Here is a 26,339-nt window from a genome sequence, read left to right on the forward strand (position 1 = left end):
CCGCTCCAACCCCGGCCCCGGCGGCTGATTCGAGGGCCTTCCCCGGGGAAGGTCGGGTGGTATGGCGGGGAACGACAGGCTGCGAGCGGCCCTGGAGAGCCTGCGGCGTCACCTCGATCAGGACCTGTTCCCTCTGGAGATCGGGGACGCCGCGGCCGATCGGCGCGTGCTGAAGGAGCTGCGCGGACAGCTCGACGACTACCTGCTGCCCCGGCTCGCGGCCATCGACGCTCCGCTGCTCGCCGTCGTCGGCGGTTCGACCGGGGCGGGCAAGTCGACGCTGGTCAACTCGCTCGTCGGCACGACCGTGACCGAGCCGGGGGTGCTGCGGCCCACCACACTCGCGCCGACGCTGGTGTGCAACCCCGCCGACTCTCCCTGGTTCACCTCCCCGGTGATCCTGCCCGGCCTGGCCAGGGTGACGGGCGGCGCGATCGGGGGAGCGTCCGGCGGGGGACGGGGCGAGCCCGGCACCCTCCGGATCGCCCCCGTGGAGGCGCTGCCCCCCGGGCTGGCGCTGCTCGACGCCCCCGACATCGACTCGGTCGTCACCGCCAACCGAGAACTGGCCGCGCAACTGCTCGCCGCCGCCGACCTGTGGCTGTTCGTCACGACCGCCGCGCGGTACGCGGACGAGGTGCCGTGGAGTTTCCTGCGCCTGGCCCGGGAGCGGAGCACGGCACTCGCGGTGATCCTCCAGCGGGTGCCGGACGAGGCGCGTGAGCCCGTGGCCGCCGACCTGGCCCGGCTGCTCGCGGACAACGGCCTGGCCGGCACGCCGCTGTTCGCCGTACCGGAGCTGGCGCTGCCCTCGGAACGGGCCCGGCTGCCCGCGGCCGTCGTGCAGCCGATCGCGACCTGGCTCGCCGATCTGTCGGTGGACGCCAAGGCCCGAGCCGAGGTGGTCCGGCGCACCCTCACCGGGGCGCTCGACAGCCTCGCGACCCGGGTGCCCGATCTCGCCGACCGCGTCGAGCGCCAGCGCGCGGGCATCGCCGAACTGCGCGCCATCGCCGACAAGGCGTACGACGTGGCGATGTCGGCGTTCGGCGAGGGCATGCGGGACGGCAGGCTGCTGCGCGGGGAGGTGCTGGCCCGCTGGCAGGACTTCGTCGGGACCGGCGACCTCATGCGGTCGCTGGAGTCGCGGATCGGCTGGCTGCGCGACCGGATCGCGGCGGCGTTCCGCGGCCGTCCCGCCCCCGACCGGGAGCTGCGCGTGGCGCTGGAGAGCGGGGTCGAGTCACTGATCCGGTCCACCGCCGACGGCGCCGCCGAGCGGGCCGTCGAGGCGTGGCTGGCCCTGCCCGCCGGGCGCGACGTGCTGGACAGGTCCGGCGTCGCCGTCTCCGGACGTCTCGGCCGCGCCTCCGCCGACCTGCCCCGCCGGGCGGGCGAGGCCGTACGCGCCTGGCAGGGCCACGTGCTCGACCTGGTCAGGTCGGAGGGCGCCGATCGGCGCACACTCGCCCGGGCGGCGTCGTTCGGGGTGAACAGCCTGGGGGTGCTGATCATGCTGGCGGTCTTCTCCACGACGGGCGGGATCACCGGCATAGAGCTGGGCATCGCCGGAGGCACGGGCGTGCTGAGCCAGAAGCTGCTGGAGGCCGTCTTCGGCGACCAGGCCGTACGCACCCTGACCCAGGAGGCCCGGGAGGACCTGCGCCGCCGGGTCCGGGCGCTGCTCGACGAGGAACGCGCCCGCTTCTCCTCGCTGGTCGAGGGGCTCGGCCCGGCCACCGAGACGGCGGCCCGGCTGCGGGAGGCCGCCAAGGCCGTACAGGAGAGGGGCGATCTTTGAAGCTCCTGCGCAGGAAGGCGGAGGTGTCGCTGGACGCCCGCCTGGAGGCGCTCGCGGAGGCCGCCGACCTGGCGGAGGGCCGGCTCGGCCACGACTCCGTCGAGCGCGCCCGCGCCGTGGTGACCCGGGCCGGCGTACGGCGGGGCCTGTCGGTGGACCACACGGCCGTGGCTCTCGCGGGAGCGACGGGCAGCGGGAAGTCGTCGCTGTTCAACGTGGTGTCCGGGACGGAGCTCGCGACCGTCGGTGTGACCCGCCCGACCACGTCGAAGGCGCAGGCGGCCCTGTGGGGCCCAGATGGCTCCGGCCCGCTGCTCGACTGGCTCGGCGTCCCGGTGCGGCACACCGTCGAAGGGAAGACGTCGGGGCTGATCCTGCTCGACCTGCCCGACCACGACTCGATCGAGCTGTCCCACCGCGAGGAGGTGGACCGTCTCGTCGCCGTGGTCGACCTGCTGGTCTGGGTGCTCGACCCGCAGAAGTACGCCGACGCGGCCGTGCACGAGCGTTACCTGCGGCCGCTCGCCCGGCACCGGGACGTCATGGTCGTGGTGCTCAACCAGGTGGACCGGCTGCCCGAGCACGCCGTCAAGCGCTGCCTGGACGACCTGCGGGGACTGCTGGAGGCCGACGGCCTCGACGACGTGCCGCTCCTCGCCGTGTCCGCCCGCACCGGTGCGGGCATCCCCGAGCTGCGGGAGCTGCTCGACCGGAAGGTCTCCCGCCGCCGTGCCTGGTCGTCGCGCCTCGCCGCCGATGTGGCCTCGTCCGCCGCGGCGCTCTGGGCCGACACCCGGCCCGCGGTCACGGGCGACGTGCCGGCGGCCGTACGGGCATTCGCCCCCACCCCGGACGCCCGGGCGCTGACGGCGGCCCACGCTTCCGCTCCGGCGGAGACGGCGGCCCGCGCTTCCGCTCCGGTGGAGGCGACGCCCTCGCGCGCGGACGCCCGGACTCCGGACACGGCGTGGCGGGGCCCCGCACCGGCCGGGACGGCGCACGCGGGGACGACGCCGGCCGGGCAGGACCGGGCGTCGGCGCCGGGGGATGTGGTCGTGCCGGAGGTCACCGTGAGCAGGGCCCTGACACGGGCGCTCGCACAGGCGGCCGGGGTGCCGGTCGTGGTGGACGCCGTCGCGAAGTCACACCGGCACCGCTCGACCGCCGCGACGGGATGGCCGGTGACGCGCTGGCTGCGGAAGCTGAGGCCCGACCCGCTGCGCCGCCTGCACCTGGCCCGCGGCAGCCGGTCGTCGCTGCCCCCGGCCACCGCCGTGCAGGCGTCCGCCCTCGACACCGCGCTGCGAGATGTGGGGGCCGCCGCCTCGGCGGGGGTGCCCGAGCCGTGGGCGACAGCCGTACGGCACGCCGCCCGCTCGCGGTCCGGTGAACTGACCGACACCCTGGACCGGGTGGTCGCGACCGTCTCCGGCGGCGTGTCCCGGGCTCCGCGCTGGTGGCGGGTGGCCGGGACGGCCCAGTGGCTGACCGTGGCCGCCATGGCGGCCGGGGCGATCTGGCTGCTCGTGGTGTTCGGGCTCGACTATCTGATGCTGCCCCGGCCGTTCACCCCGACCCTGGGCCGGGCGCCCTGGCCGACCGTGCTGCTGATCGGCGGCGCGCTGCTGGGAGTGCTGATCGCCCTGGTGTGCCGTGCGGCGGCCTGGCTGGGCGGGCGACGCCGGGCACGCAGGGCCGCCAGAGCCCTGCGCGCCCGGATCGAGCAGGTCGCCGTGGAGTTGATCGTCACCCCTACACGGGATGAGCTGTCCCGCTATGCCAGGTTCGCCGAGTGCGTGACCGTCGCCGCGTCCTGACCACCCGCCGGGACGCGCCGGGTCAGGGGCGTTCGGCGGGCGGGATGGTGCCCGACGGGTCGGGCGTGACGGCGTGGGCGGGGTCGGGGTTGGCCAGGGTGTCGAGGTTGGGACGGCCGGCTTCGATCCGGCGCGGGCCCATCTCGCTGTCCTCGGCCGCCGCCTTCGCCTCGGCGGCGGCGCGCTCGGCCTCCGCGACCGCCTCGCTGCCCGCCGCGCTCAGCTCACGCCTGCCGCCTTCCGCCGTGGTGGCGGAGGAGGCGGGCAGCGCCTCGGTGAACGCCTTGGACACCGAGTTGAGCGCCGAGGTGACCTCGCTCGGGATCACCCAGAACGTGTTGCCCTCGCCCTGCGCGAGCTGGGGCAGCACCTGGAGGTACTGGTAGGCGAGCAGCTTGGGGTCCGGGTCGTTGCGGTGGACGGCCTGGAACACCTCGTCGATCGCCTGCGACTGGCCCTGGGCCTTCAGGATCTGCGAGGTCCGCTCGCCCTCGGCCCGCAGGATGGCGCTCTGCTTCTCGCCCTCCGCCGTGAGGATCTGCGACTGACGCTGGCCCTCGGCCGTGAGGATCGCCGCGCGCTTGTCCCGCTCGGCGCGCATCTGCTTCTCCATCGCGTCCTTGATGGTCTTCGGCGGGTCGATCGCCTTGATCTCGACCCGGTTGACCCGGATGCCCCACTTGCCGGTGGCCTCGTCGAGCACGCCGCGCAGCTGGCTGTTGATCACGTCGCGGGAGGTGAGCGTCTTCTCCAGGTCCATGCCACCGACCACGTTGCGCAGGGTCGTCACGGTGAGCTGCTCGACGCCCTGGATGAAGTTGGCGATCTCGTACTCCGCCGCCCGGGGATCGGTGACCTGGAAGTACAGCACCGTGTCGATGTCCACCACCAGGTTGTCCTCGGTGATGACGGGCTGCGGCTGGAACGACACCACCTGCTCGCGCAGGTCCAGGAGCGGACGGACCCGGTCGATGTACGGGATCACGAAGTTCAGGCCGGGACCGAGCGTGCGGTAGTACCTGCCCAGGCGTTCGACGTTGCCGGCCCGGGCCTGCGGCACGATGCGGACCGACCGTAGGACTGTGAAGACCACGACCAGGGCGATGACGATTCCGGCGATTACTGCTCCGTCCATGCTCACTACTCCCGGGGGTACACGAGGGCGGTGGCGCCCTCGATCTCTATGACGTCGACCGTGGCCCCTGCCGGGATCACGAGCGTCTCGTCGTATGCGCGGGCCGACCACTCCTCGCCGCCTATACGTACCCGGCCGTCCCTGCCGGTGACCTCGGCGGTCACGTACGCGGGCTTGCCGATCAGCGCGGACACCCCGAAGCGGCGCGGCGGAGGCTGCTTGATGTGCCGCAACGCGAGGGGCCGTACTCCGGCGAGGCCGGCCGCGGAGGCGATGACGAACACGGCGAGCTGGAGCGCGGGCGGCAGCCCGACGAGCGCGACCACCGTCGTGAGAAGAGCCGCGATCGACAACAGTCCCAGCGCCGCGGTCAGCGTGAAGATCTCCGCGACGCCCAGCACCGCCGCCAGGATGAGCCATACGATCCAGGAGTCCATTGCCGCCTCCATAGCAATGAACGAATGTCATCACCGTCTGGTTCCTCCCTCAAACCTAACGTGCCGGGGAAACGGCCGTACCGGAGCATCGCGGGCGGGGGCCTGGCGGTTCAGCTTCTCGTGACGTCCGGCGCGGACGGAGCGGACGGCGCTGACGGAGCGCCCGGCAGCCGTGACCCGGCGGGCAACAGCGGTTCGCACGCGTCCACCGCCGCTCCGTAGATCCGCGACGATCCGTCGACCTTCTCGCCTCTGATGTCCAGGTTGACCAGGCCGTCCGACGAGAAGGTGACGTCGGGGAAGCCGGGCAGGTCGTGCGCGCGCATGCAGGCCGTGAAGGCGGCGCCTGTCTCCGCGCCGGTCGTGCTGCTCACGGCGGCGGTCCTCACTGTGGTCGTGGCGGTCACGGCCGTACGCTTCGCGGTCGCGGTGTCCGCGCCGGTCGCGCGGTTTCCGGCGGCCTTGCCGCCCGTGGCCCCGCCTGTGATCAGGCCGGCCAGCACGGCGATCACGGCCACGGCCGCCACGGCACCCAGCACGATCGCCGGGCCTGCGACGGCATCTGACATTCGCCTGATCGTCGGTCGCGTCATCTCGGCTGCTCCTCGGAGAGTGGGGATCTGTCGACGCGTCCGAGCCAAGCGGGGCACCGGTTACGGGGACGGAACCGGAACGGTTACCCCGCTGTAACCGGTGGACGCGGCATGCTGAAGATCGTGAGGGTGCTGCTGGTCGAGGACCACGAGGAGCTGGCCGGGACGGTCGCCACGGGCCTGCGCCGTGAGGGCATGGCGGTCGACGTGGTGCTGGACGGCCACGCCGCGCTCGTCAACGCCGCCGTGAACGGTTACGACGTGATCGTCCTCGACCGGGACCTGCCCGGCCTGCACGGCGACGAGGTGTGCAGGTCGCTGGTCGAATCGGGGCACCCGGCGCGGGTGCTGATGCTGACCGCCGCCGGCACGATCGACGACAGGGTGACCGGCCTCGGCATCGGCGCCGACGACTACCTGCCCAAACCGTTCGCCTATGCCGAACTGGTGGCCCGGATCCGGGCGCTGGCCAGGCGGTCGCAACGGGCCCTGCGGCCGGTGCTCGTCCACGGCGACCTCCGTCTCGATCCGGCCGCGCGGACCGCCACCCGTGCCGGGCGCCGCCTGCTGCTGAGTCCCAAGGAGTTCGCCGTCCTGGAACTGCTGCTGGCGGCCGAGGGCGCCGTGGTCTCCGCCGAGGAACTGCTGGAACACGCCTGGGACGAGTTCGCCGACCCCTTCACCCAGACGGTGAAGGTGACGGTCAGCCGGCTGCGCCGCAAGCTGGGCGATCCGCCGCTGATCGAGACCGTTCCGCAGGCCGGATACCGCGTCTGAGCCGCTCCCGTCGCGGCCGCCCCGGCCCGCGGGGCTCCCATCGCCACACCGATCACAGACGACCGCCGGTCTGGAGGGTTCCGTGAAGACCGTACGGCTGCGCCTGACCCTGCTCTACACGGGCCTGTTCCTGGTGGCCGGGGCGCTGCTGGTCGCCCTCGTCTACGTCCTGGCCCGCTTCTCGCCGTTCCCCGGCCCGGCACCCGCGCCCACGGCTCCCGGGGGTGGCGGACCGCCCGCCGGGACACTCGGACCGGATCACGTCGCGCAGGCCGCGAACCTGCGCCGCCTGCTGGTGAACTCCCTGGTCGCGTTCGTGGTGGCGGCCTTCGCGGCGATGGTCCTGGGCTGGTTCGCGGCGGGGCGCGCCCTGCGGCCCCTGGGGGCGATGACCGCGACGGTCCGGCGCATCACCGCCGAACGGCTCGACCGGCGGCTGCCCGTCTCCGGGCCGGACGACGAGCTCAGGCGGCTGGCCGTCACCTTCAACGACCTGCTCGACCGGCTGGAGGGGGCGTTCACCGCTCAGCGGAGGTTCGTCGCCAACGCCTCCCATGAGCTGCGCACTCCGCTGACACTGCAACGGGCCACGGCCGAGATCGCGCTCGCCGATCCGGAGGCCGACGCCGAGTCGTTGCGGGCCGTGCTGGGACGCATGCTGGCGGCCGGGGAACACCAGGAACGGCTCATCGAGGCGCTGCTCACCCTGGCCCGCAGCCAGGAGGGCCTGCACCGGCGGGAGCGGCTCGACCTCGCGGCCGTCACCGCGCAGGCACTCAGGCACGGGGACGACCCCGGCCCCCGGATCGAGGCGTCGCTTCACCCGGCGCCCGCCTTCGCCGATCCCGCTCTGATCGAACGTCTGGTGGCGAACCTTCTCGACAACGCGCGGAGGTACAACGTGCCGGGCGGGTGGATCACGGTGTGGACCGGCGTGACAGGAGGCCTCCCCACGCTCAGGATCCGCAACAGCGGCCCGCCGATCCCGGCGGAGCGCGTCCCCCTGCTGCTTCAGCCCTTCCAGCGGCTGCAGAGCGGCAGGAAGGCGGGCCGGGACGGGCTCGGACTCGGACTGTCGATCGTGGCCGCGATCGCCGAGGCCCACCACGGCACGCTGGACGTCCGCCCCCTCTCTGAGGGAGGGCTCGACGTGACCGTCGCCCTGCCCGGTCCCGTCCTGGAGGAAGGCCAGGCCTGACCGTCGCGCTCCGGAGGTGCGTCAGGGGGGAGCGGCGCGGGCGGGGCGCGGGGCGCCGCCGGCGAGCCACTGTGGCCAGGAGAGCTGCCAGTAGCCCCAGCCGTTGTCCCACTCCAGCCTGCGGGAGGTGCCGGTGACGACGACGGGGTCGCCGCGGAGGGCGTGGTCGTAGAACCATCGGGCCTCGTCGGGGCGGACGTTGACGCAGCCGTGGCTGACGTTCACCCTGCCCTGCGCCCACGTGTTGTCCATCGCGTGGACGTACTCGCCGCTGTTGGAGATCCGCACGGCGTAGCCGATGAGCTTGTCGTAGTAGCCGGGGTCGCCCTCGCGGCGGCCCGGCGACACCATGCGGACGGGGTTGCCCTTGTCCATCGTGAGATGGGTGCCGCTCGAAGTGGTGTACTCCCTGGTGGTCGCCATGCCGGCGCTGATCCGCATCCGCCGCGTCACCACCCCGTCCTGCCGTACGACCATCTGGTGGGCCCGGGTGTCGACGGTGCTCACCATCGCCCGGCCCACGGTGAAGGCCACGCTCCGGTCGGCGGCGCCGTACGTGGCGGGGCCGGCGCGGACCCCGGCCAGGTGGGCGGTGAAGCGCACGGTCGTGTTCGCCGGCCACATCCTGCGGGGACGGTAGACGACCTGGGCGGGCCCCGGCCAGCGCCAGGCGCCCTTGACGGGCCCCCGCACCTCCAGCGCGCGTTCGACGGCCGCGCGGTCCTCCACCGGCCGGGTGAACGTCACGACGATCGGCATGCCGATCCCCACCGTCTCCCCGTCGTACGGCGCGACCGAGGCGACGGCCACCTCACGGCGCGGGCGGAGGGTGCGGAAGCTCGCGGCGGCCTGGCCGGTCACGCCCTCGGCTCCGGTGGCGACCGCGTCGACCACGTACTGCGTGCCGGGACGCAGCGTCCAGGAGGACCGCCACACGGTGCGGGACGGATCGAACGCGCCGGGCACCGGATCACGCCCCGCGAACGCCAGCACGGTGGTGAGCCTGCCGCCCTCCGCTCTGACGACGAGGCCCGCGTCGGGCGGCGCCTCCGCCGTGCCCGACGCCGGGGCGATCGTGATGCGCGGCGCGGGCGGCACGCGTACGGCGCAGCCGGCGGACAGCACCGCGCACCACGTGAGCAGCACCGCGAGCACCGCGCGGCCCACGGGCGGCGCGGCGAACCGGCCGTCGGGCGTGTGCCGGTCCGGCCTGCCGGGCCGGATGCCTCGCTGGGGACGCTCGGGTGACTCCACGAGCCCCAAAGATAGCGGGGGGTGACGACAGAAATACGCTAAGTCGCCGGAAGGATCGTCCCCGACACCTCGCCGAGGCTCATCCCGTGCGAGGTCCAGGCCGTGATCGTCACGGCGTCGCCGTCCTCCAGGAACGTGCGGGTCTCGCCCGGCAGCTTCACCGGCTCGGCGCCGTTCCAGGTCAGCTCGATGAGCGAGCCCGGCTGCCCGGCGGACGAGACGGTCCCGCTCGCGAACAGGTCGCCGGTGCGGAGACCCGCGCCGTTCACGGTCAGGTGGGCGAGCATCTGGTCGGGAGTCCAGTACATGTCGCGGTACGAAGGCGTGGAGACCGTCTCGCCGTTCAGGTCGATCCGCAGGGTGAGGTCGAGGCCCCAGGGCGCCTGCCTGGTCAGGTACGGAAGGGGCTCCGGGTCCTGCGACCGGCCCTCGACCCTGGCCTCCTCCAGCGCCTCCAGCGGGGTGATCCACGCCGACATGGAGGTGGCGAACGACTTGCCCAGGAAGGGGCCGAGCGGGACGTACTCCCACGCCTGGATGTCCCGGGCGCTCCAGTCGTTGACGAGCGCGACCCCGAAGACGTGGTCCTCGAACGCGCCGGCGCACCCGCCGAGCGGCGCCGGCACGCCGACGACGAAGCCGAGTTCCGCCTCGATGTCCAGCCTGGCCGAGGGCCCGAAGGACGGCCGTTGCCCGCACGGCCGCCTGATCGGCGTCCCGGACACCACGACGCTGCCCGCCCGGCCGTGGTAGCCGACGGGCAGGTGCCGCCAGTTCGGCTTCAGCGGCTCCTCGCCCGGCCGCAGGATGCGCCCGAGGTTGGACGCGTGCTCCAGCGAGGCGTAGAAGTCCACGTAGTCGGCCACCTCGACCGGCAGGTGCAGGGTGACCTCCGTCAGCGGGATCAGATGGTCGCCCGCGGCCGCGGCCTCGCGCGCCCGTCCCCGCGCCTCCTGCCAGGCCGTACGGCCGAGGGCGAGGAACGGGTTGAGGCTGGGCGCGGCGAAGACGTCCCTGCCCAGGGCGGCCGCCAGGTCGAGGACGTGGTCCCCGACCCGGACGCCGACCCTGCGCGGCTCCCCGGCCCGGGAGAACACGCCGTACGGCAGGTTGCCGAGGCCGAAGCTCATCGCCGCGCCGCCCACGTCCACGCGTAGCCGGTGTCCTCGCAGGCGAGAGCGGCCTGCCCTAGGTCGAGCGGGCGGAACGTGTCGATCATCACGGCCATCTCGGTGGTCTCGGTGTGTCCCTGGCGCACGGCCTCGACGGCGGCCTCCACCGCGCCCGGCTGGGGGCCGTGCGTGAAGCCCGCGGGGTGCAGCGAGATCGAGCCGACGTCGATGCCCGATCCCTTCCTGGCCGTGTAGTCGCCGCCCACGTAGAACATGAACTCGTCGGAGTCCACGTTGTGGTGGTTGTACGGGATCGGCACCGCCTCCGGGTGGAAGTCCAGCGGCCGGGGGCAGAACGAGCAGACGACGAAGCCGGGCCCCTCGAACGTCTGGTGGACCGGCGGCGGCGCGTGGGTCCGCTTCACGATCGGCTCGAAGTCCCGGATGTTGAACGCGTACGGATAGAGGCAGCCGTCCCAGCCGACCACGTCGAAGGGGTGGTTGGCGTAGGTCAGCCGGGTCAGCCCGCCCCGCGTCCTGACCAGGACCGGCACCTCCTCGCCGTCCACGAGCAGCGGCTCGGCCGGCGCCCGCAGGTCCCGCTCGCAGTACGGCGCGTGCTCCAGGAACTGGCCGTACTGGGACAGGTAGCGTTTCGGCGGCCTGATGTGCCCGGCCGCCTCGATCACCAGCGCGGTCACCGGTCCCTCGGGCACCCAGCGGTGGACGGTCCCGGTCGGGACGACCACGTAGTCGCCCTCGGCCATGTCCAGCGCGCCGTACGCCGACTCGAACCTGGCCCGGCCGCTCGCGACGTACACGCACTCGTCGCCCATCGAGTCGCGGTACAGCTCACTCGGGGCGTCGCACGAGGCGTACGAGATGCGGACGTCGGAGTTGCCCGCGAGCGGCAGGCGCCCGGAGACCAGGTCGCCGCCGGGCTTCAGGTCCTGGGTGCGGAAGTGCCGGGGGGAGAGCGGCAGGTTCGGCGTGAGAGCGGGCGTTCCCGCGTCCACGGCCTCGGCCTTGACGATCGCCGTCGGCGCGTGGCGGTGGTAGAGCAGCGAGGAGTCGGAGGAGAAGCCCTCCTCTCCCATGAGCTCCTCCTTGTACAGTCCGCCGCCGGGGGCGCGGAACTGCACATGGCGCTTGCGCGGGACCTCCCCGACCACCCGGTAGTACGGCATGACGCCTCCATGTGTCCGGCTATCGGACGAGCATGTCCTATATATGTACGACGATTCGCCATGCCCGCCCCGATGTCAAGCTTGCGGCCATGAGCACAGCGGAGATCCACCTGTCCGTCTCGACCTGGCGGCAGCCGTCGCCCCCGCCCGCGTCCCGGGCGCGTACGGCGTTGGTCGGACGGATCGCCAAGCGGGTGCTGGCCCTCGGGCCGGGCCGCCTGTGCGTCGGCGTCGACGGGCTCACGGCCGCCGGCAAGACGAGCCTCGGCCACGAGCTCGCCGAGCACATCGCCCGGGCCGGGCGCCCTGTGCTGCGGGCGAGCCTGGACGACTTCAAGCGGCCGTGGCGCGACCGTCATCTGTACGACCGGGAGTCGGGCGAGGGCTACTACCGGAACGCCTACGACTACGACGCGGCGATCGCCCTGCTGCTCGAACCGGCGGGACCGGACGGATCGGGGCGGGTCACGCTGTGCTCCATCGACCCGCTGACCCAGGTGGACCACTCGCTGACGCTGACGAACGCCGCCTCCGACGCGGTCACGATCGTCGACGGGGTCTTCGCGTTCCGTCCGGAGATCGACGCGTACTGGGACCTGCGGATCTGGGTGGAGGTGTCCCCGGAGACCTGGTGCGCCGCGGAGGCGAACGCGACCAGGACTGGGCCGGGTCCGAGGCCGAGGCGCTCCACCTGCATCGCTATCTGCCCGCCGAGCGCGTCTATATCGCGGAGGCCGATCCGCTGGCGCGGGCCGACGTGGTCGTCGACAACACGGTCTTCGCCGGGCCGCGGCTGCTGCGAGGGTGACCGTCAGCGTGGAGGTTCGGTCAGGGCGGTCGTGAGCCGGGCCGCCGCGTCCAGGACGAGCGGGCCCACCTTCTCGGCGTCCAGGTCGGCGAAGCTGATCACCCCGACCGACGCCTCCAGCCAGGGAAGACCCCGGATCGGGGCGGCGATGCCCTGCGCCCCCTCCTGGAGCTGCCCCCTGCTCGTGTACAGCGGCGGCTCCGCGAGGCCCCCCCTCAGCGCGAGCAGCGCCCGCCCGCCCGCGCCGCGCGTCAGGGGGTGGCGCGATCCCTCGCGGTAGGCGACGTGGAGATCGGTCCACGAGGGCTCGACCACTGCGACCGCGAGCCCTTCGTCGCCTTCGGCCACGGTCAGGTGGGCGGTCGCCCCCGCGTGCTCGGCGAGCGCGCGCAGCTCCGGCAGGGCCGCCGCCCGCAGCAGCGGATGCACGGCCTGGGCCAGGACCAGCACGCCGAAGCCCAGGTGCACCCGGCCGTTCGCGTCCCGCCGGGCGAACCCCTCGGCCTGCAGCGTCGTCAGCAGCCGGTAGACGATCGGCCGGCTGAGGCCCAGCTCCTGGGCCAGCTCGGTGGGCGTCCGCCCCCGGTTGGCCTCGGCGAGCAGCCGCAACAGCCGTAAGCCCCGTTCGAGCGTCTGCGCCGACTCGGCCGCCATCATGACTCGATTATCGCCGCCCCGGCACCCTGGAGCGGCGTGCTTCGCGGCTCTTCAGTGGTGCGCCCCGCATTGGTCCGGGGCGGCGAGGACCGGGCAGGACGGTCGCCCATCGGCAGGGACGCGTACGGGCTCGCGGGCGCCCGCCCAGACCTCGTCGCCGCCTTCAGCGCCCGCCCGGCGCCGGCTCAGCGTCCGCTGAGCCAGGTGGCGAACTCGTCGAGGTCGATCAGGCCGTCGCCGTCCGCGTCGACCTTGTTGATCGCCCCCTGTGCGCCCTCGGGCGTGAGCGGCTGCCCGAGCACCTCCATCAGGCGGACGAGTTCCGCGGCCGAGATCCGTCCGTCCTGGTCGGTGTCGATCAGGTTGAAAGTCGCCGCGTATTCGCTCATGCCGTCCTCCTCGGGATCGCGATCAGCACCCTAACCGAAAGCACGCACTGCCCACAGGGATCGCGGCCAACACTTTTCGTCGGTGGCGTCTGGCAGCATGACGACCCATGACGGGAAGCCTGGAGGGGAAGGTCGCTCTGGTCGCCGGGGCGACCCGCGGCGCGGGCCGCGGCATCGCGGTGGAGCTGGGCGCGGCGGGTGCGACGGTGTACGTGACCGGCCGCACCACGCGTGAGCGGCGTTCGGAGATGAACCGCCCGGAGACGATCGAGGAGACGGCCGAGCTGGTCACCGCCGCCGGAGGGCGGGGGATCGCCGTGCCGGTCGACCATCTCGACCACGACCAGGTGCAGGCCCTGGTGAAGCGGATCGACGCCGAGCAGGGCGGGCTCGACGTGCTGGTCAACGACATCTGGGGCGGGGAGCTGCTGTTCAGCTGGAGCGACCGGCTCTGGGAGCACTCCCTCGACGACGGCCTGCGCATTCTGCGGCTCGCCGTCGACACGCACATCGTCACCAGCCACTACGCGCTGCCCCTGCTGATCCGCAGGCCGGGCGGCCTGGTCGTGGAGGTGACCGACGGCACGGCGGAGTACAACGCCGCCAACTACCGCCTCTCGTTCTTCTACGACCTCGCGAAGACCTCGGTGCTCCGCATGGCGTTCGCGCAGGCCAAGGAGCTGGCGCCGTACGGCGCGGCGGCGGTGTCGCTCACGCCCGGCTGGCTGCGCTCGGAGATCATGCTGGAGCACTTCGGCGTGACGGAGGCGACCTGGCGGGACGCGCTGGTTCGCGAGCCGCACTTCGCCATCTCCGAGACCCCGGCCTTCGTGGGGCGGGCGGTCGCGGCCCTGGCCGCCGACCCCGAGGTGAGCCGCTGGAACGGGCAGTCGTTGTCCAGCGGGGGGCTCGCCCAGGTCTACGGCTTCACCGACGTGGACGGCAGCCGCCCGGACGCCTGGCGCTACATGGTCGAGGTGCAGGACGCCGGCCGCCCCGCCGACGTCACCGGATATCGGTAGCGGCGGAGCCGCCGAGGGTGGCGGTGACCAGGGTCCAGTCGACGTGGGCGACGGCGGCGTTGCCGCCCGCCGTGCCCGCGACCCAATGCGTGACCTGCGGCGCCTCCCTGCTGTCCGGCACGACCCAGGTCGCCCCGGTGTCGACGCCGTCGCGGGACAGCCGGGCCACGCCCGCGCTGTCCACCGCGACCCTCCAGGTGGCCGGCCGCCCGGCGCCGGTGAGCGAGACGACCTTCTCCCAGGTGCCGGAGCCCTTCTCCCAGGTGCCGGAGCCCTTCTTCATCGTCCACACACCGCTCCGCTGCACCGTCAGCATCAGCCGCCGGGCGCCGTTGGCGACCTTGCAGCCGAGAGCGACCCCCTGTCCGGTGCGGGGATCCAGGGCGCTGTCGTCGATCACCCGGCCGTGGAACTCCAGAGTGAAGTCGCAGGCCGTGGTCACGTCGAGCGGCAGCGTGGCCGCCGCGACCCGGCTCGTGGTGCTGCGCAGGCGCAGGCCGCCGTCCAGGAGCGACGCTCCGCCCGCCGGGTCGAGCCGCCAGCCCTGCCAGGACCCGCCGGCCACATGGTCGGTGACCTCCAGCAGGTCGAGCACGGCTTCCCCGTCGCTCCGGACCGACACGCCCCTCGGGCCGGACGACGCGGGGAGGGCCCACCGGGAGGCCGTTGGGGAGGCGGAGGGGAGGGACTGCGCGACCACGGTGCCCGCGGCGTCGACGATCAACCGCCACCGGTCGCCCGCGCCGGGGACGGGCACCGGCCCCTGCGCGGTCAGCACCTGCGGCCCGCCGGGACGGACGACGGCCGTGAGGAGCCGCCTGCCCGTGTCCACCTCGATCCTCAGGCCCTCACCCGAGGCGGGAAATCGGGTCACCCTGCCGTGGAAGGTCAGGACGAAACCGCCCGGCGGTCCGTACGGACGGCTGATCCGCCCGGCGGCGAGGCGCAGCGCGCCCGCCGGGTCCGGCACCGTCACACCGCCGCGCCGGGTCCATCCGTTCCATCCGGGGGCGATCCCGGTGAAGACCTCCGGCAGGTCGAGCCGGGCGGCCCTGATCTCGATCTGGTTGTGCTCCCAGACGACGAAGAACCGGCCCGGCTCGTACTCGTCGGCCGAGGCGTAGACGTCCCAGCCGCGGGCCGCCCCCGAGGTCAGCCTCCTGCCGTCGGCGAAGAGCCGTCCCGGGCCCCACGGCGTGCCCGGCAGTTTGACCTTGTAGTGGAGGACCTCGCGGTACTGGTCGGGCTTGCCGGACGCCGGGCCGGTGAACGGACCGGCCAGCGTGTTGTAGATCGTCAGGTAGCGGCCGTCGGAGTCCCGGGTGAAGAACGTCTTGACGTAGTAGTTCGGCAGTTCCGGGTCCACGGCGAAGGCGGACCAGGTCAGCCCGCCGTCCACGCTCGTCGCGGTCGCGGCGTACGCCGCGTGCGAGCGGTAGTACGCGTCCTTGTCCGCCGCGGTGCCGCCGCGGATCGTGCGGGCGACCATGAGCAGCGTGCCCGGGTCGTCCTGGGCCACCACGACCTGCGGTTCCTCCACCGACAGGCCGGGCGGGTTGGCCGCGAGAGCGCCGGGCGTCCAGGTGACCAGGTCCGCCGAGCGCAGCACGCCGGCCCTGGTGGTGCCCCCCGCCGCCTGCCAGTACGGCACCAGCCACAGGCCGTCGTGCCTCAGCGGTTTGCCGGCCACCACGACCCCTCTGGTGTTGGCGGGCACGGCCACCGACACGGGGAAGCCGGTCCACGTGCGGCCGCCGTCGGTGCTCTTCTTCGCGACCATTGTGACGGGGAAGCCGTCGACGTTCCCGGCGGCGTCGCGGTCGGCGCCGATGGTGATCCGGCCGAGGAGCGCCAGCAGCGTCCCGCCGTCCTTGAGGAACATGACGTAGTGGTAGCGGTGCTCGGACGTGTCGGCCGCGAGCGTGCCGATTGTCCAGGTGCGGCCCGCGTCGCCGGAGCGGCCGTACATGATCGCGCCCTGGTCGGTGGGGGAGGAGTCGTGCGCGTCGGCCACTCCGGCACGCCAGGCCACCACGAGACGGCGGGCGTCGAGCGCGGCGATGTCGGGCACCCGGTTGCCCTCGTGCGGAAGCTCGCCCGGCGCCGGGCCCTCGGCGCGGCCATCTACCCGGCTGTACACGGTGACGGGGTCGCGGACGGCGGCGCCGACCACGTCGATATCGGGCCACGACCGGTCAGACTGTGCCATCGTCCCAGGGAACACGCCCGCCAGACGGCAGACAGGGCGGTCGTAGGGAATTCAATTCATGTGCATCTACCGGTAATGTCCACCGCCGCCTCGCCCCGGGCGGCGGGTCGCGCCGCCCGAGGGCGGTGACGCGGAGTGGGGGGACAGGCGGGTCGTTCGCGTGGGGCCGTGCCGCCGCCGTTCACGCGCGTCCCCCGGGGCCCGCTCGGGGCACCGGGGGACGCCGGGGGACGCCGGGGGACGCGCGCCTGCCGGGCGGGCCGCCGCGCCGTGACCGGCCGGGCCCGGTGGAGGTCAGGGGATGGCCACGCAGCCCGGAGCGGGAGCGGAGTTGACGCCGTTCCAGGAGGCGAGGAAGCCCAGGGTGGTGGTGGCGCCCGCGGCGAGGGAGCCGTTCCAGCTCACGTTCTTCGCCGTCACGTTCGCCCCGCTCTGGGCGACTGTGCCGTTCCACGCCTGGGACACCTGCTGGCCGTTCGCGAAGGTCCAGGTCACGGTCCAGCCGCTGATGGGGGCCGCGCCGGTGTTCTTCACCGTGACTTCGGCCTGGAAGCCGCCGCCCCACTGGTTGGTGACCACATAGGAGGCGGCGCAGCCCGAGGAACTGGGCCGGGCCGACGGCGACTGGGACGGCGACTGCGACGGCGATGCGGACGGTGACGGCGAGGGAGAGGGCGAACGTGAGGGCGACGCGGAGGGCGACGGCGACGGCGAACGCGAAGGCGACGCGGACGGCGACGGCTGTCCGCCGCTGAGCAGCGCCGCCAGGGCCGGGTACCACCTGTCGGCCATCTTCTGGTCGCCGCTCGCGTTGGGGTGGACGCCGTCGTAGGTGTCCGCGCTCGTGCTGAAGCCGGTCCACTGGTCGACCACCTGGATCGGGGACGCCGCGGTGGTCTTGGCGGCGGCCCAGCCGGGGATGGCGTTGTTCAGGTCGACCACCCGCTGCCCGCACTCGGGGCAGGTGCCCGGGTTCATCGGAATGATCTTCGCGACCAGCACCCGCATGTTCGGGTTGCTGGCCCGCATCTGGTCCACGAGCTTGCCGTACGCCGCGAGGACGGTCGCGGTGGGCTTGTTGCTCCACACGTCGTTGGTGCCGAAGTGCATCAGCACGATGTCGGGACGGGTCGCCGAGAGCCATCCGGGCAGCTGGTTCTGGTCGGCCACGTTGGTGACCAGCGCGCCGCCGTGACCCTCGTTGTCGCCGTCGTAGGCGACCGAGCAGCCCTGGGGAGGCAGCGTTCCCACCATGTCGATGTTGGTGAAGCCGTTGCTCTGCAACCTGTTCCAGAGCAGGGCCCGCCAGCAGCCGGGCGATCCGGTGATGGAGTCGCCCAGCGCCATGATCCGCACCGGGGCCGCCTGTGCGGGCCGGGTGACGAGCAGCCCGAGCACCACGAGCAGGGCCGCCAGGGCCGCGCTTCTCTTCGACATACCGCTCTCCCTCGTGCCGTCCGGCGCGATGGTAGGGAGCGGTGAGCCGTCCGGCCCAGGGACGGCCCTGGGAGAACGGGCCTACCTGGGACGATTCATGTACGTTTCAGTTTTGATCTTGCATCAGGATCCTGCGTGCGATCTTGAACGGGACCTGGCCGGGACGGGTGCCGCGACCGGCCCGCACCCGCCGTCGCCTGGGGCGATGCGGGTTCCGCCGGGGCGGCGGGACCGAATATGCTGCAGGTCCGTTCGCTTTTTCGCACGTCACCGAGAGGATTCGGTCCCCATGTACAAGGAGTTCCTCGGCGAGGTCGTGGTGTGGCTGATCCCCATCGTCATCCTCGTGGGCATCGCGCTGCTGGTGACCAGCCACGGCTGACGCCGAGCCGTGAGGGCCGGACCGTCATGGTCCGGCCCTTTTCCGTTGTGCCTGGTTGCGGTGGTTTCGGCGTTCCCGAACCACGCCAAGGGGTCCCCGATGGTCTATCTGGTAATGAATCCCTACAAAAGTATCACTAGGCCAGAATCTTGATCAAAACTTCCTCGGCGTGTGATACTCCGCCAGTGACGATCGGTGTGGTCACTGGACGAGGCCCAGGCGAGGGGCGTCCGGCCACATGCCTACCGCGAGAGGGAGACGGCCGTGACTTCCGAGGCGATCGACATCAGGCCACCGGCGAGATCGTTATCCCTGCCATTGCGCCGTACCCTCCGTCCCCTGCTTCGTGACCCGGTAAACACGCTCGCCGGATTGGCCCGGCAGGCGCGCGGCGAGGTCGTCCGGCTCAACCTGGGTCCGTTCCGCCCCTACCTCGTAAGTCATCCGGACCACGTACAGCACGTTCTGCGCGGCGACTGGGAGAACCACCCGCGGGAGGGCGTCTTCTGGAAGCCGGTGGAGCGGCTGGCCGGCCGGAGCATCCTCACCGAGGGCCCCGACTGGGAGTCCAGCCGGAGAATCCTGCAGCCCCTCTTCACCGCCAGGTACGTCGCGAGCCTGGCCCAGGACATGGCCGAGACGATCGACAAGGAGCTCACGGCCTGGGAGGCGTACGCCCGGGAGGGGCGCTGGATCGACATCTGCGAGGAGCTGGCCCGCCTGGTGAGCCGGATCGTCATCCGGGTCCTGTTCGGCGACAAGATCTCCGTCGCGGACGCCGAGCGGCTGGCCCCGGCGTACGCGATCGCCGCGACCTCGTTCACCTCCCGGTTGCTGGTGCCCTTCGCGCCCGAGTGGTTCCCGATGCCCGGAGACCGGGCTTTCAGGCGAGCGGTCGAGGTGATCGACGACGTGGTGCTGCCGCTGGTCAGGCAGGCCCGCAGGGATCCGGGTGACGGCAACGACATCATCTCGGCGCTCGCCCGCGCCCGTGCCGACGAGGACGGCCCGGCCGCCGAACGGCGGATCCGCGACGACCTCGTCAGCATCTACGGCGCGTCGGGCGAGACCACGGCGGTGGCGCTGACCTGGCTGTGGCCGCTCCTCCACGATCACCCAGAGGTCGCCGCGCGTCTGTACGAAGAGGTGGAGACGGTCGTCGGGCGCGGCCCGGTGGACGCGTCCTGCCTGCCCCGGCTGACCTACCTCAAGTCGGTGTTCCAGGAGATGCTCCGGCTGTATCCGCCGGGCTGGATGATGCCGCGTATGGCGCTGGGGGCCAACCTCCTCGGCGACGTGCCGATCGAGCCTGGTTCCACCCTGCTCATCAGCCCTTACGTGACCCAGCGGCTGGAGGAGTTCTGGGACCGTCCGGACGAGTTCGACCCCGAGCGGTTCGCGGTGGACAGGCGTGAGCGGCGGCACCGGTACGCCTACTTCCCCTTCGGCGGAGGCCCCCATCTCTGCATCGGCCAGCACCTCTTCTACATGGAGGCGCCGCTGATCGTGGCCGGCATCCTGGCGCGGTTCCGGCCGCAGGTGCGCGCCCCCAGGCCGCTCACGCCGTTCCCGGGCGCGTCGATGCGGCCCAAGGAGACAATCGAGGTGCGCCTTGAGCCCGTCGCCGGAGGCGCCGGGGCATGAGCACGGCACCACGCCCCGACGCCGGGCAGCGGGCGTCGGCGGTGGCAAGTGGCAGGACCTGCGCCCTCGCGGCGCGCTGTCAGCGGGACCTCCAGGAGTGCGCCGCCGCGTTCCCCGAGCTGTTCGCGGCCAGGCCGTTCGACGCGACGCTGTACGCGTCGGTGTCCCTGGCCAACGCGTTCGGGTCTCCGGACGCGACCGCCGAGCGGCTCAGGATCGCCAACCGTACGTCCCTGTGGATCTTCGCGGCCGACTGGCTGATCGATCACGAGGCCACCTCGCGGACGGAGATCGACGACATCGTGCGCGGGGCGCTCGCGGTCGCGGACGACCGCGCGCCCGATCCGGACACGCCGCTCACGCGGTTCCTCGCCGTAATCCGCGACGAGCTCGCCGGGTCCCCGCTCTTCCCACCGCTGCGCGCGGCCTGGCGGGACGAGCTCGAACGGATGCTCACGGCAATGGCGCGCGAGTGGGATTGGAAGCACCAGGTCTCCGGCGGGGACTCGATGCCCTCCTTCGAGCAGTATCTCGGGAACGCCGGGAATTTCGGGTCGACGTTCGTCAACGTCTCGCACTGGATCCACGCCGGAGACCCCGGCGTCGTTCCCCGCCTGGACGAGCTGACCGAGGCGAGTGACGCGGTGCAGCGCGTGCTGCGTCTGCTGAACGACCTCGCCACCTACGAGCGCGACGTCACCTGGGGTGATCTCAACGCTCTCCTGCTCGGCGTGACCAGGGACGAGGTGGTCGCGCACATCGGGATCCTCACGAAGGATTGCCGGGAGCGGCTCCGGTCGCTGCGGAGCGGCCGCCCGGACGAGTCGGCCTATCTCGAACGGCAGATCGGTTACAGCACGGGCTTCTACGGGCTCGCGGACTACTGGGGCGAACTGTGAAAGTGAACGACCTTGCCCCGCCGCCGGCGACCGACGTCGTGGGCGCGGCCCAGGACCTGGTGCTCGGGCTGATGTCGATGCCGTGGGGACAGGTATCCCCGTCCGTCTACGAGACCGGCCGCCTGGTGACCCTGGCCCCCTGGCTCACCGGGCATGGCGAGCGCGTGCGCTGGCTGCTGGGCAACCAGCGCCCGGACGGAGGATGGGGAGCCCCGGACGGTTACGGGCTGGTGCCCTCCCTCAGCGCGACCGAGGCCCTCCTTTCGGTGCTGGGCCGGGGCGAGGACACCGGTGTGCGGGTGGAGGCGCTGCGGGAGGCCGCCGCGCGGGGGCTGCGGCGGCTGTCCCGTTGCCTCGGCGACCCGCGCCTGTCGCTGCCCGACATGCCGGCCATCGAGCTGATCGTCCCGTCGCTGGTCGCTCGCATAAACGACCATCTCGCCGCGAACGGGATGAGCGCCGCCCTCGCGCTGCCCGCCGGGATGAGCGAGGCCCCGCTGGCGGCGGTCCGCAGGTGGGTGGCGTCGGAGGAGGAGATCCCCCAGAAGCTCCTGCACGCGCTGGAGATCGCCGGGGACGCGGCCCACGGTGCGGCCGCGGTCCACGTGACCGAGATCGGCACGGTCGGGGCGTCGCCCGCGGCGAGTGCGGCATGGCTGGGTGACAGAGGACCCAGTGAGCCCGGGCATCCCGTCCGCTGGCACCTCGAGGCGGTGGTCCGGCGGCACGGCGGCCCGGTGCCGGTGGGCCTGCCGATCACCGTCTTCGAGCGCGGATGGGTGCTGAGCTCGCTGGCGCGGGCCGGCATATCGTTCGAGGTCCCTCCGGAGATGCTGGTGGACCTCAGGACGGCGATCGGTCCGGCGGGCACGCCGGCGGGCGCGGGACTGCCGCCCGACGCCGACACCACCTCCGTCGCCCTGTACGCGTTGACGCTGCTCGGCCTGCCCCAGGATCCCGGCAGCCTGTGGGCGTTCGAGACGCCGACGCATTTCTGCACCTGGCAGGGAGAAGAGGGCGCATCCGTCAGTGTTAACGCTCACGTGCTCGACGCCTTCGGGCAGTACGCCGCCGTACGGCCGGAGGCCGCCCCGGCGTACGCGCCGGCCATCCGCAAGCTGTCCGGATGGCTCCGCGAACAGCAGCGGCAGGACGGGAGCTGGGACGACCGGTGGCACGCGTCGCCGTACTACGGCACCGCGTCCTGTGGCCTCGCGCTGCACGAGTTCGGCGGAGTGGAGGCGGCGGGCGCGGTGCGGGCCGGTGTCGAGTGGGTGCTGGGCACCCAGCGCGACGACGGCGGATGGGGCCGCTGGGCCGGTACGGTGGAGGAGACCGCCTACGCCCTGCAACTCCTCCTGTTCGCCGGCAGCGGGCGGCGGGTGACGGAGGCGGCGGCGCGGGGGTACGCCTACCTGCTGCGGTCGGCCGACGTGTCCGAGGGACCGCCGCTGTGGCACGACAAGGATCTCTATCGGCCGCTGGCGGTCGTGCGGGCGGCCGTTCTGGCGGCGATGCACCTCGCACAGTCTCGATCACTTGTTGTGAGGCTCGCTGGTCAAGTATGATCAACGCTCGGGAAATCCGTCATTTTCGGAAAAGTGGACATTATTGGCCACATTGCTCCGGCTTGAGGGGTTTTCTTAGCATTTGCTAAGGTGTCCGAGATGTAGCGCGGGTTTTTGGGTGAGCAGCGCGTGCGACCCCTTGACGTCGGGCGATGTTAATCGCCGCGAAACGCTCGCGTATCGCCGATTTCGCAGGGTGGTCTCATGCGCTTCCGTAATTCCAGCGTGCGGACCAAGGTGACGGCTTTGCTGTTGTCCCTTGTCGCGCTGTGGGCGTTCGCCGCGTGGGTGACGCTACGGGAGGGCCTCAACCTGGTCTGGGTCGCCGTCTACGACAGTGGTGTGGCGCAGCCGAGCGAGACGCTCCTGGTCGAGCTCCAGCGGGAACGGCGGCTCACCGTCGTCGCCATGGGGAACCCCTCGGCCGACCGCGGCAACCTGCGCGCGCAGCGGGCGCGGACGGACGCGGCGGCCGACGAGTTCCGCCGCCTGGCCAAGGGCGGAAACGTGCAGTTCGCCGCCGACGCGGTGCTGAAGCGGCGTATCGACGAAATGATCCGCCAGCTCGACGGGCTGCCGAAGAACCGCAGTCTCGTCGACGGCGGACAGTCCGACCGCAGCAGGGCGTACGACTCCTACACGACGGTCGTCGACTCCGTCTACCGCACCTACGACGCGCTGGCCACCCTGGACGACAAGGACGTCGCGCACGACACGCGTACGCTCATCGACCTGAGCCGGGCACGGGAACTGCTCTCGGAGGAGGACGCGCTGCTCGCCGGAGCCCTCGCCTCCGGGCGGCTGACCGTGTCGGAACGCGCGAGGTTCACGGAGATCGTCGGCGTTCAGCGCTTCCACAAGGCCGAGGCCGTCATCGCGCTGCCCGACTCCGACCGCGCCATCTTCGAACGCCTGGAGCGGGGACAGAGCTTCACCCGCCTGCGTGCGCTCGAAGAGAACGTCATGCAGAGCTCGCGGCCGGGCGGCCTTCCGCCGATCGGCGCGGAGCAGTGGCGGGCCGCGACGGAGCCCGCTCTGGCGGAGCTGCAGAGCGCGATCCTGGAGGCCGGTGACCGCCTGGTCGAGCGGACCACTCCCGTCGCCGCCGCCGTCATCGCCCGGCTCCTGCTGGCCGGTGTGCTCGGCCTGGTGGCGGTCGTCGCGTCGATCGTCCTGTCGGTCACGACGGCCAGGGCGCTCGTCCGCCAGCTGGAGAAGCTGCGGGAGGCCGCGCTCGAACTGGCCAACGAACGGCTGCCCGGAGTGGTCGCCCGCCTCGCCCAGGGCGAGAAGGTCGACGTCCGCGCGGAGGCGCCGCCGCTGGACTTCGGCCCGGACGTCATCGGCCAGGTGGGCGCGGCGTTCAACACCGTGCAGGAGACCGCGATCCGCACCGCGGTCGAGGAGGCGCAGCTCAGGCAGAGCATCCGCGACATCCTGCTGAGCCTCGCCCGGCGTACGCAGTCGCTGGTCCACCGCCAGCTGACCCTGCTCGACGTGATGGAGCGGCGCGAGTCGGACCCCGCGGAGCTGAAGGACCTGTTCCGCATCGACCACCTCGCCACCCGCATGCGGCGCAACGCCGAGAACCTCATCGTCCTGTCCGGGGCGTCCCCCGCCCGCGCCTGGCGGCGCTCGGTGCCCATGGTCGACGTCGTGCGCGGCGCCCTGGCCGAGGTCGAGGACTACACCCGGGTCACCGTGCTGCCCATGGGGCAGACATCGCTCAGCGGACGCGCGGTCGGCGACGTCATCCACCTGCTCGCGGAGTTGATCGAGAACGCGGTGTCGTTCTCCCCGCCGTACACGATGGTGCAGGTGGGCGGTCAGGTGGTGGCCAGCGGGTACGCCCTGGAGATCGAGGACCGGGGTCTCGGGATGAGCCCCGACGACCTGGAGACGGCCAACCAGCGGATCGCGGATCCGCCCGAGTTCAACCTGTCCAGCACCGCGAGGCTGGGCCTGTACGTGGTCAGCCGTCTCGCCGAGCGGCACGGCATCAGGGTGTCGCTCAAGGCGTCGCCGTACGGCGGCACGACCGCGGTCGTCCTGCTGCCGCGCGAGCTCGTCATGGAGAGCGGCGACGAACACCCCGAGCAGGAGACCCGTCCTCGTCTCGACCGACGGGAACGCGGGGCGCGCGAGATCGCGCTGGTGGGCGCGCCCGACGCGGACCCGCTACCAGTCCAGGAGGTGGTTCCCGTGCCGAGGGCAGCAGAGACGCCCAGGCCCGCGCCGATCGCCGCCGAGCCGGCCGGGCCCGAGCCCCCGGCCGCGTTCACCCCGTCCGGGCTGCCGTTCCGGGTGCCCCAGGCGAGCCTCGCTCCGGCGCTCGCCGAGGAGCCGAAGGGCGGCGCGGAACCGGAGGACGAGGAGGACCGCTCGCCGGAGGACATCCGCAAGATCATGGGCTCGTTCCAGTCGGGGACCAGGCGCGGCAGATCCGAGGCCGCCAAGCTGCTAGGTGAAGGGGAGGACAACCTGTGACACAGAAGACCGGCGCGTCCGCGGACCTCGCGTGGCTGCTCGACGACCTCGTCGCGCGGGTCCGCGAGGTGGAGCACGGCATCGTGTTGTCCACGGACGGTCTGCTGCTGGCGACCTCCCAGGGCCTGCGCCTGGAGGACGCCGAGCATCTCTCCGCCGTCGCGTCCGGGCTGCAGAGCCTCGCCCGCGGCGTCGGCGAGCGCTTCAAGGGCGGGCAGGTACGGCAGACCATCGTGGAGATGAAGTCCGCCTTCCTGATGGTGACGGTGGCGGGGCAGGGCGCCTGCCTGGCCGTGCTCTGCACCGGCGACGCCGACGTGGGCCTGGTGGCGTACGAGATGGCGATGCTCGTCGCGCGTGTCGGGCAGTACCTGACCTCGCCCGCGCGGACGACGATCGACCGGGCCACGGGCAGGGAGGTCCGCCTGTGAACCTTGACTGGAGCCCGGACGAGGAACGCTTACTCGACGCGCCGACGATCCGCCCGTACGTCATCGCGCGCGGCCGTACGGAGGCGCAGGACCGCTTCGACCTCATCTCGCTCGCGGTGACGATCCGCCCCACCACCGGAGCGGAGATCGGGCTCGACCCCGAGCACCAGGCGATCGTACGGCTGTGCCGCCGGGCGATGTCGGTGGCGGAGATCGCCGCCCACCTGGACCTGCCGGCCGGGATCGTCCGGGTCCTCCTCGGCGACCTGTTCGACCGGGGGTTCGTGGCCGTGCAGCAGCCCCAACCGGAGATGGACGTGCTCGACGAGCGGATGTACAAGGCGGTGCTCGATGGTCTCCGGGCGCTCTGACACCCTGAAGATGCCCAAGGCGATCAAACTGCTGATCGCCGGCGGCTTCGGGGTCGGCAAGACGACGATGGTCGGCGCGGTCTCGGAGATCCGCCCCCTGCGCACCGAGGAGACGCTGACGAACCTCAGCGTCGGTGTGGACGACCTGTCCGGGGTCGAGGCGAAGGCGACCACAACTGTGGCCATGGACTTCGGCCGCATCAGCATCGGGCAGGACTTCGTTCTCTATCTCTTCGGCACCCCGGGCCAGGAGCGGTTCTGGTTCGTGTGGGACGAGCTGGCCCGGGGAGCGCTCGGCGCGGTGGTGCTGGCCGACACCCGCAGGCTGGCCGACTGCTTCCCCTCCGTCGACTACTTCGAGCGGCGCGGCACCCCCTTCGTCGTCGCGGTGAACTGCTTCGACGGCGCACCGGTCTTCGACCTGGACGAGGTCAAGCTCGCGCTGAACCTCGGCCAGGACGTGCCGATCCTGCTGTGTGACGCGCGCAAGCGGGAGTCGGGCAAGGAGGTCCTGATCGCGCTCGTCAAGCACGCGTACGGCCGGCGGCCTACCGCCGCCGCGCACTGACGCGTCCCGCGTCTTCAGGAGGCCGTGTCCCCACACGGCCTCCTTCCGTTTTCAAGTGACTTGAGAGGTTCGTGCAGTAAAGACGGATTTATTCCTTTATAGCCCTTTTGTGATTAGAGCGGCGAACATGCCTTCCTTTCGCCTCCGGCGGCTCGT

At 72.3% G+C, this 26,339-nt stretch carries 24 protein-coding genes and 2 pseudogenes; 14 read left to right on the top strand and 12 right to left on the bottom strand.

All coding sequences use genetic code 11. The features are described 5' to 3' along the window. Positions 1 to 61: 61 nt before the first annotated feature. Positions 62 to 1,801: an ABC transporter gene (locus HHX33_RS31590; protein WP_182877782.1), complete on the top strand. Its 1,740-nt coding sequence runs from the start codon at positions 62 to 64 to the stop codon at positions 1,799 to 1,801. After that, complete coding sequence (locus HHX33_RS31595) at positions 1,798 to 3,618, top strand: YfjP family GTPase (protein ID WP_182877783.1); 1,821 nt, start codon at positions 1,798 to 1,800, stop codon at positions 3,616 to 3,618. The genes HHX33_RS31590 and HHX33_RS31595 overlap by 4 nt, the downstream gene beginning before the upstream one ends. Positions 3,619 to 3,640: 22 nt before the next feature. Here HHX33_RS31595 and HHX33_RS31600 read toward each other — a convergent pair whose 3' ends face one another. The 3 genes from HHX33_RS31600 to HHX33_RS31610 all read right to left on the bottom strand — a co-directional run bounded on the left by HHX33_RS31600 (position 3,641) and on the right by HHX33_RS31610 (position 5,759). Continuing rightward, positions 3,641 to 4,753 carry an SPFH domain-containing protein gene (locus HHX33_RS31600; protein ID WP_182877784.1) on the bottom strand — a complete coding sequence of 371 codons (1,113 nt, stop codon included), beginning with the start codon at positions 4,751 to 4,753 and terminating at the stop codon, positions 3,641 to 3,643. A gap of 5 nt (positions 4,754 to 4,758) precedes the next feature. Next, complete coding sequence (locus HHX33_RS31605; RefSeq protein ID WP_117410474.1) at positions 4,759 to 5,190, bottom strand: NfeD family protein; 432 nt, start codon at positions 5,188 to 5,190, stop codon at positions 4,759 to 4,761. A 110-nt stretch (positions 5,191 to 5,300) separates the two neighbouring features. Next, positions 5,301 to 5,759, bottom strand: coding sequence for a hypothetical protein (locus tag HHX33_RS31610; RefSeq protein WP_182877785.1), 459 nt, complete (start codon positions 5,757 to 5,759; stop codon positions 5,301 to 5,303). A gap of 147 nt (positions 5,760 to 5,906) precedes the next feature. Here HHX33_RS31610 and HHX33_RS31615 point away from each other — a divergent pair, with 147 nt between their 5' ends. Both HHX33_RS31615 and HHX33_RS31620 read left to right on the top strand, forming a co-directional pair. Further along, a complete protein-coding gene (locus HHX33_RS31615) occupies positions 5,907 to 6,560 on the top strand; it encodes a response regulator transcription factor (RefSeq protein WP_117410482.1) in 654 nt (217 codons plus the stop codon). Between the two features lie 82 nt (positions 6,561 to 6,642). Further along, positions 6,643 to 7,758 (top strand): sensor histidine kinase, encoded by a 1,116-nt coding sequence (locus HHX33_RS31620; RefSeq protein ID WP_220502409.1) that lies wholly within the window; start codon positions 6,643 to 6,645, stop codon positions 7,756 to 7,758. Positions 7,759 to 7,779: 21 nt separating this feature from the next. Here HHX33_RS31620 and HHX33_RS31625 read toward each other — a convergent pair whose 3' ends face one another. From HHX33_RS31625 to HHX33_RS35325, 4 genes are all read right to left on the bottom strand, one after another. Continuing rightward, entirely contained in the window at positions 7,780 to 9,012 is a 1,233-nt protein-coding gene (locus tag HHX33_RS31625) for a L,D-transpeptidase (protein ID WP_310741608.1), read from the bottom strand. Between the two features lie 38 nt (positions 9,013 to 9,050). Then, a complete protein-coding gene (gene fahA, locus HHX33_RS31630; protein ID WP_182877799.1) occupies positions 9,051 to 10,142 on the bottom strand; it encodes a fumarylacetoacetase in 1,092 nt (363 codons plus the stop codon). Then, the gene (locus HHX33_RS31635; protein WP_182877786.1) at positions 10,139 to 11,311 is read right to left on the bottom strand and encodes a homogentisate 1,2-dioxygenase; all 1,173 of its coding nucleotides are present in this window, start codon (positions 11,309 to 11,311) and stop codon (positions 10,139 to 10,141) included. Before HHX33_RS31635 ends, fahA begins: the two co-directional genes overlap by 4 nt. 406 nt (positions 11,312 to 11,717) lie before the next feature. Next, positions 11,718 to 11,855 (bottom strand): hypothetical protein, encoded by a 138-nt coding sequence (locus tag HHX33_RS35325; RefSeq protein ID WP_220502410.1) that lies wholly within the window; start codon positions 11,853 to 11,855, stop codon positions 11,718 to 11,720. An 87-nt stretch (positions 11,856 to 11,942) separates the two neighbouring features. On the opposite strand from HHX33_RS35325, the gene HHX33_RS35330 reads away from it, so the two are divergent. Then, positions 11,943 to 12,119, top strand: a complete 177-nt coding sequence (locus HHX33_RS35330) for a hypothetical protein (protein WP_220502411.1) — start codon at positions 11,943 to 11,945, stop codon at positions 12,117 to 12,119. Between the two features lie 3 nt (positions 12,120 to 12,122). Here HHX33_RS35330 and HHX33_RS31645 read toward each other — a convergent pair whose 3' ends face one another. Further along, positions 12,123 to 12,776 carry an IclR family transcriptional regulator gene (locus HHX33_RS31645; protein WP_259403069.1) on the bottom strand — a complete coding sequence of 218 codons (654 nt, stop codon included), beginning with the start codon at positions 12,774 to 12,776 and terminating at the stop codon, positions 12,123 to 12,125. 185 nt (positions 12,777 to 12,961) lie between these two features. After that, entirely contained in the window at positions 12,962 to 13,165 is a 204-nt protein-coding gene (locus HHX33_RS31650; protein WP_117410479.1) for an EF-hand domain-containing protein, read from the bottom strand. A 107-nt stretch (positions 13,166 to 13,272) separates the two neighbouring features. Here HHX33_RS31650 and HHX33_RS31655 point away from each other — a divergent pair, with 107 nt between their 5' ends. Continuing rightward, positions 13,273 to 14,187 carry an SDR family oxidoreductase gene (locus HHX33_RS31655; RefSeq protein ID WP_182877787.1) on the top strand — a complete coding sequence of 305 codons (915 nt, stop codon included), beginning with the start codon at positions 13,273 to 13,275 and terminating at the stop codon, positions 14,185 to 14,187. On the opposite strand, the gene HHX33_RS31660 is transcribed toward HHX33_RS31655, so the two are convergent. Beyond that, positions 14,171 to 16,396 (bottom strand): sialidase family protein, encoded by a 2,226-nt coding sequence (locus HHX33_RS31660; RefSeq protein ID WP_182877788.1) that lies wholly within the window; start codon positions 16,394 to 16,396, stop codon positions 14,171 to 14,173. The two genes, HHX33_RS31655 and HHX33_RS31660, sit on opposite strands and share 17 nt — an antisense overlap. A gap of 294 nt (positions 16,397 to 16,690) precedes the next feature. Further along, positions 16,691 to 16,978 (bottom strand): annotated as a pseudogene (locus HHX33_RS37785) (cellulose binding domain-containing protein); the annotation flags it as partial. A 22-nt stretch (positions 16,979 to 17,000) separates the two neighbouring features. Between HHX33_RS37785 and HHX33_RS37790 the strand changes: the two are divergent. After that, on the top strand, positions 17,001 to 17,228 hold the full coding sequence (locus HHX33_RS37790) for a hypothetical protein (RefSeq protein WP_396786129.1): 228 nt from the start codon (positions 17,001 to 17,003) through the stop codon (positions 17,226 to 17,228). Between the two features lie 5 nt (positions 17,229 to 17,233). Here the strand turns inward: HHX33_RS37790 and HHX33_RS37795 are convergent. Continuing rightward, a pseudogene (locus tag HHX33_RS37795) lies at positions 17,234 to 17,833 on the bottom strand (SGNH/GDSL hydrolase family protein); the annotation flags it as partial. Positions 17,834 to 18,587: 754 nt separating this feature from the next. Between HHX33_RS37795 and HHX33_RS31670 the strand changes: the two are divergent. From HHX33_RS31670 to HHX33_RS31700, 7 genes are all read left to right on the top strand, one after another. Next, on the top strand, positions 18,588 to 19,859 hold the full coding sequence (locus tag HHX33_RS31670) for a cytochrome P450 (protein ID WP_220502412.1): 1,272 nt from the start codon (positions 18,588 to 18,590) through the stop codon (positions 19,857 to 19,859). Beyond that, on the top strand, positions 19,856 to 20,758 hold the full coding sequence (locus tag HHX33_RS31675; protein ID WP_182877790.1) for a terpene synthase family protein: 903 nt from the start codon (positions 19,856 to 19,858) through the stop codon (positions 20,756 to 20,758). Before HHX33_RS31670 ends, HHX33_RS31675 begins: the two co-directional genes overlap by 4 nt. Positions 20,759 to 20,760: 2 nt before the next feature. Further along, a complete protein-coding gene (locus HHX33_RS31680; RefSeq protein ID WP_310741610.1) occupies positions 20,761 to 22,326 on the top strand; it encodes a prenyltransferase/squalene oxidase repeat-containing protein in 1,566 nt (521 codons plus the stop codon). A 204-nt stretch (positions 22,327 to 22,530) separates the two neighbouring features. Next, entirely contained in the window at positions 22,531 to 24,813 is a 2,283-nt protein-coding gene (locus HHX33_RS31685) for a nitrate- and nitrite sensing domain-containing protein (protein WP_182877791.1), read from the top strand. Then, positions 24,810 to 25,244: a roadblock/LC7 domain-containing protein gene (locus HHX33_RS31690; protein ID WP_117409735.1), complete on the top strand. Its 435-nt coding sequence runs from the start codon at positions 24,810 to 24,812 to the stop codon at positions 25,242 to 25,244. The genes HHX33_RS31685 and HHX33_RS31690 overlap by 4 nt, the downstream gene beginning before the upstream one ends. Continuing rightward, positions 25,241 to 25,615 carry a DUF742 domain-containing protein gene (locus tag HHX33_RS31695; protein WP_117409736.1) on the top strand — a complete coding sequence of 125 codons (375 nt, stop codon included), beginning with the start codon at positions 25,241 to 25,243 and terminating at the stop codon, positions 25,613 to 25,615. The genes HHX33_RS31690 and HHX33_RS31695 overlap by 4 nt, the downstream gene beginning before the upstream one ends. After that, positions 25,596 to 26,183, top strand: a complete 588-nt coding sequence (locus HHX33_RS31700) for a GTP-binding protein (protein ID WP_117409737.1) — start codon at positions 25,596 to 25,598, stop codon at positions 26,181 to 26,183. Before HHX33_RS31695 ends, HHX33_RS31700 begins: the two co-directional genes overlap by 20 nt. Positions 26,184 to 26,339: the final 156 nt, after the last annotated feature.

Source organism: Microbispora sp. H10670 (assembly GCF_014161385.1).
Lineage (GTDB): Bacteria > Actinomycetota > Actinomycetes > Streptosporangiales > Streptosporangiaceae > Microbispora > Microbispora triticiradicis.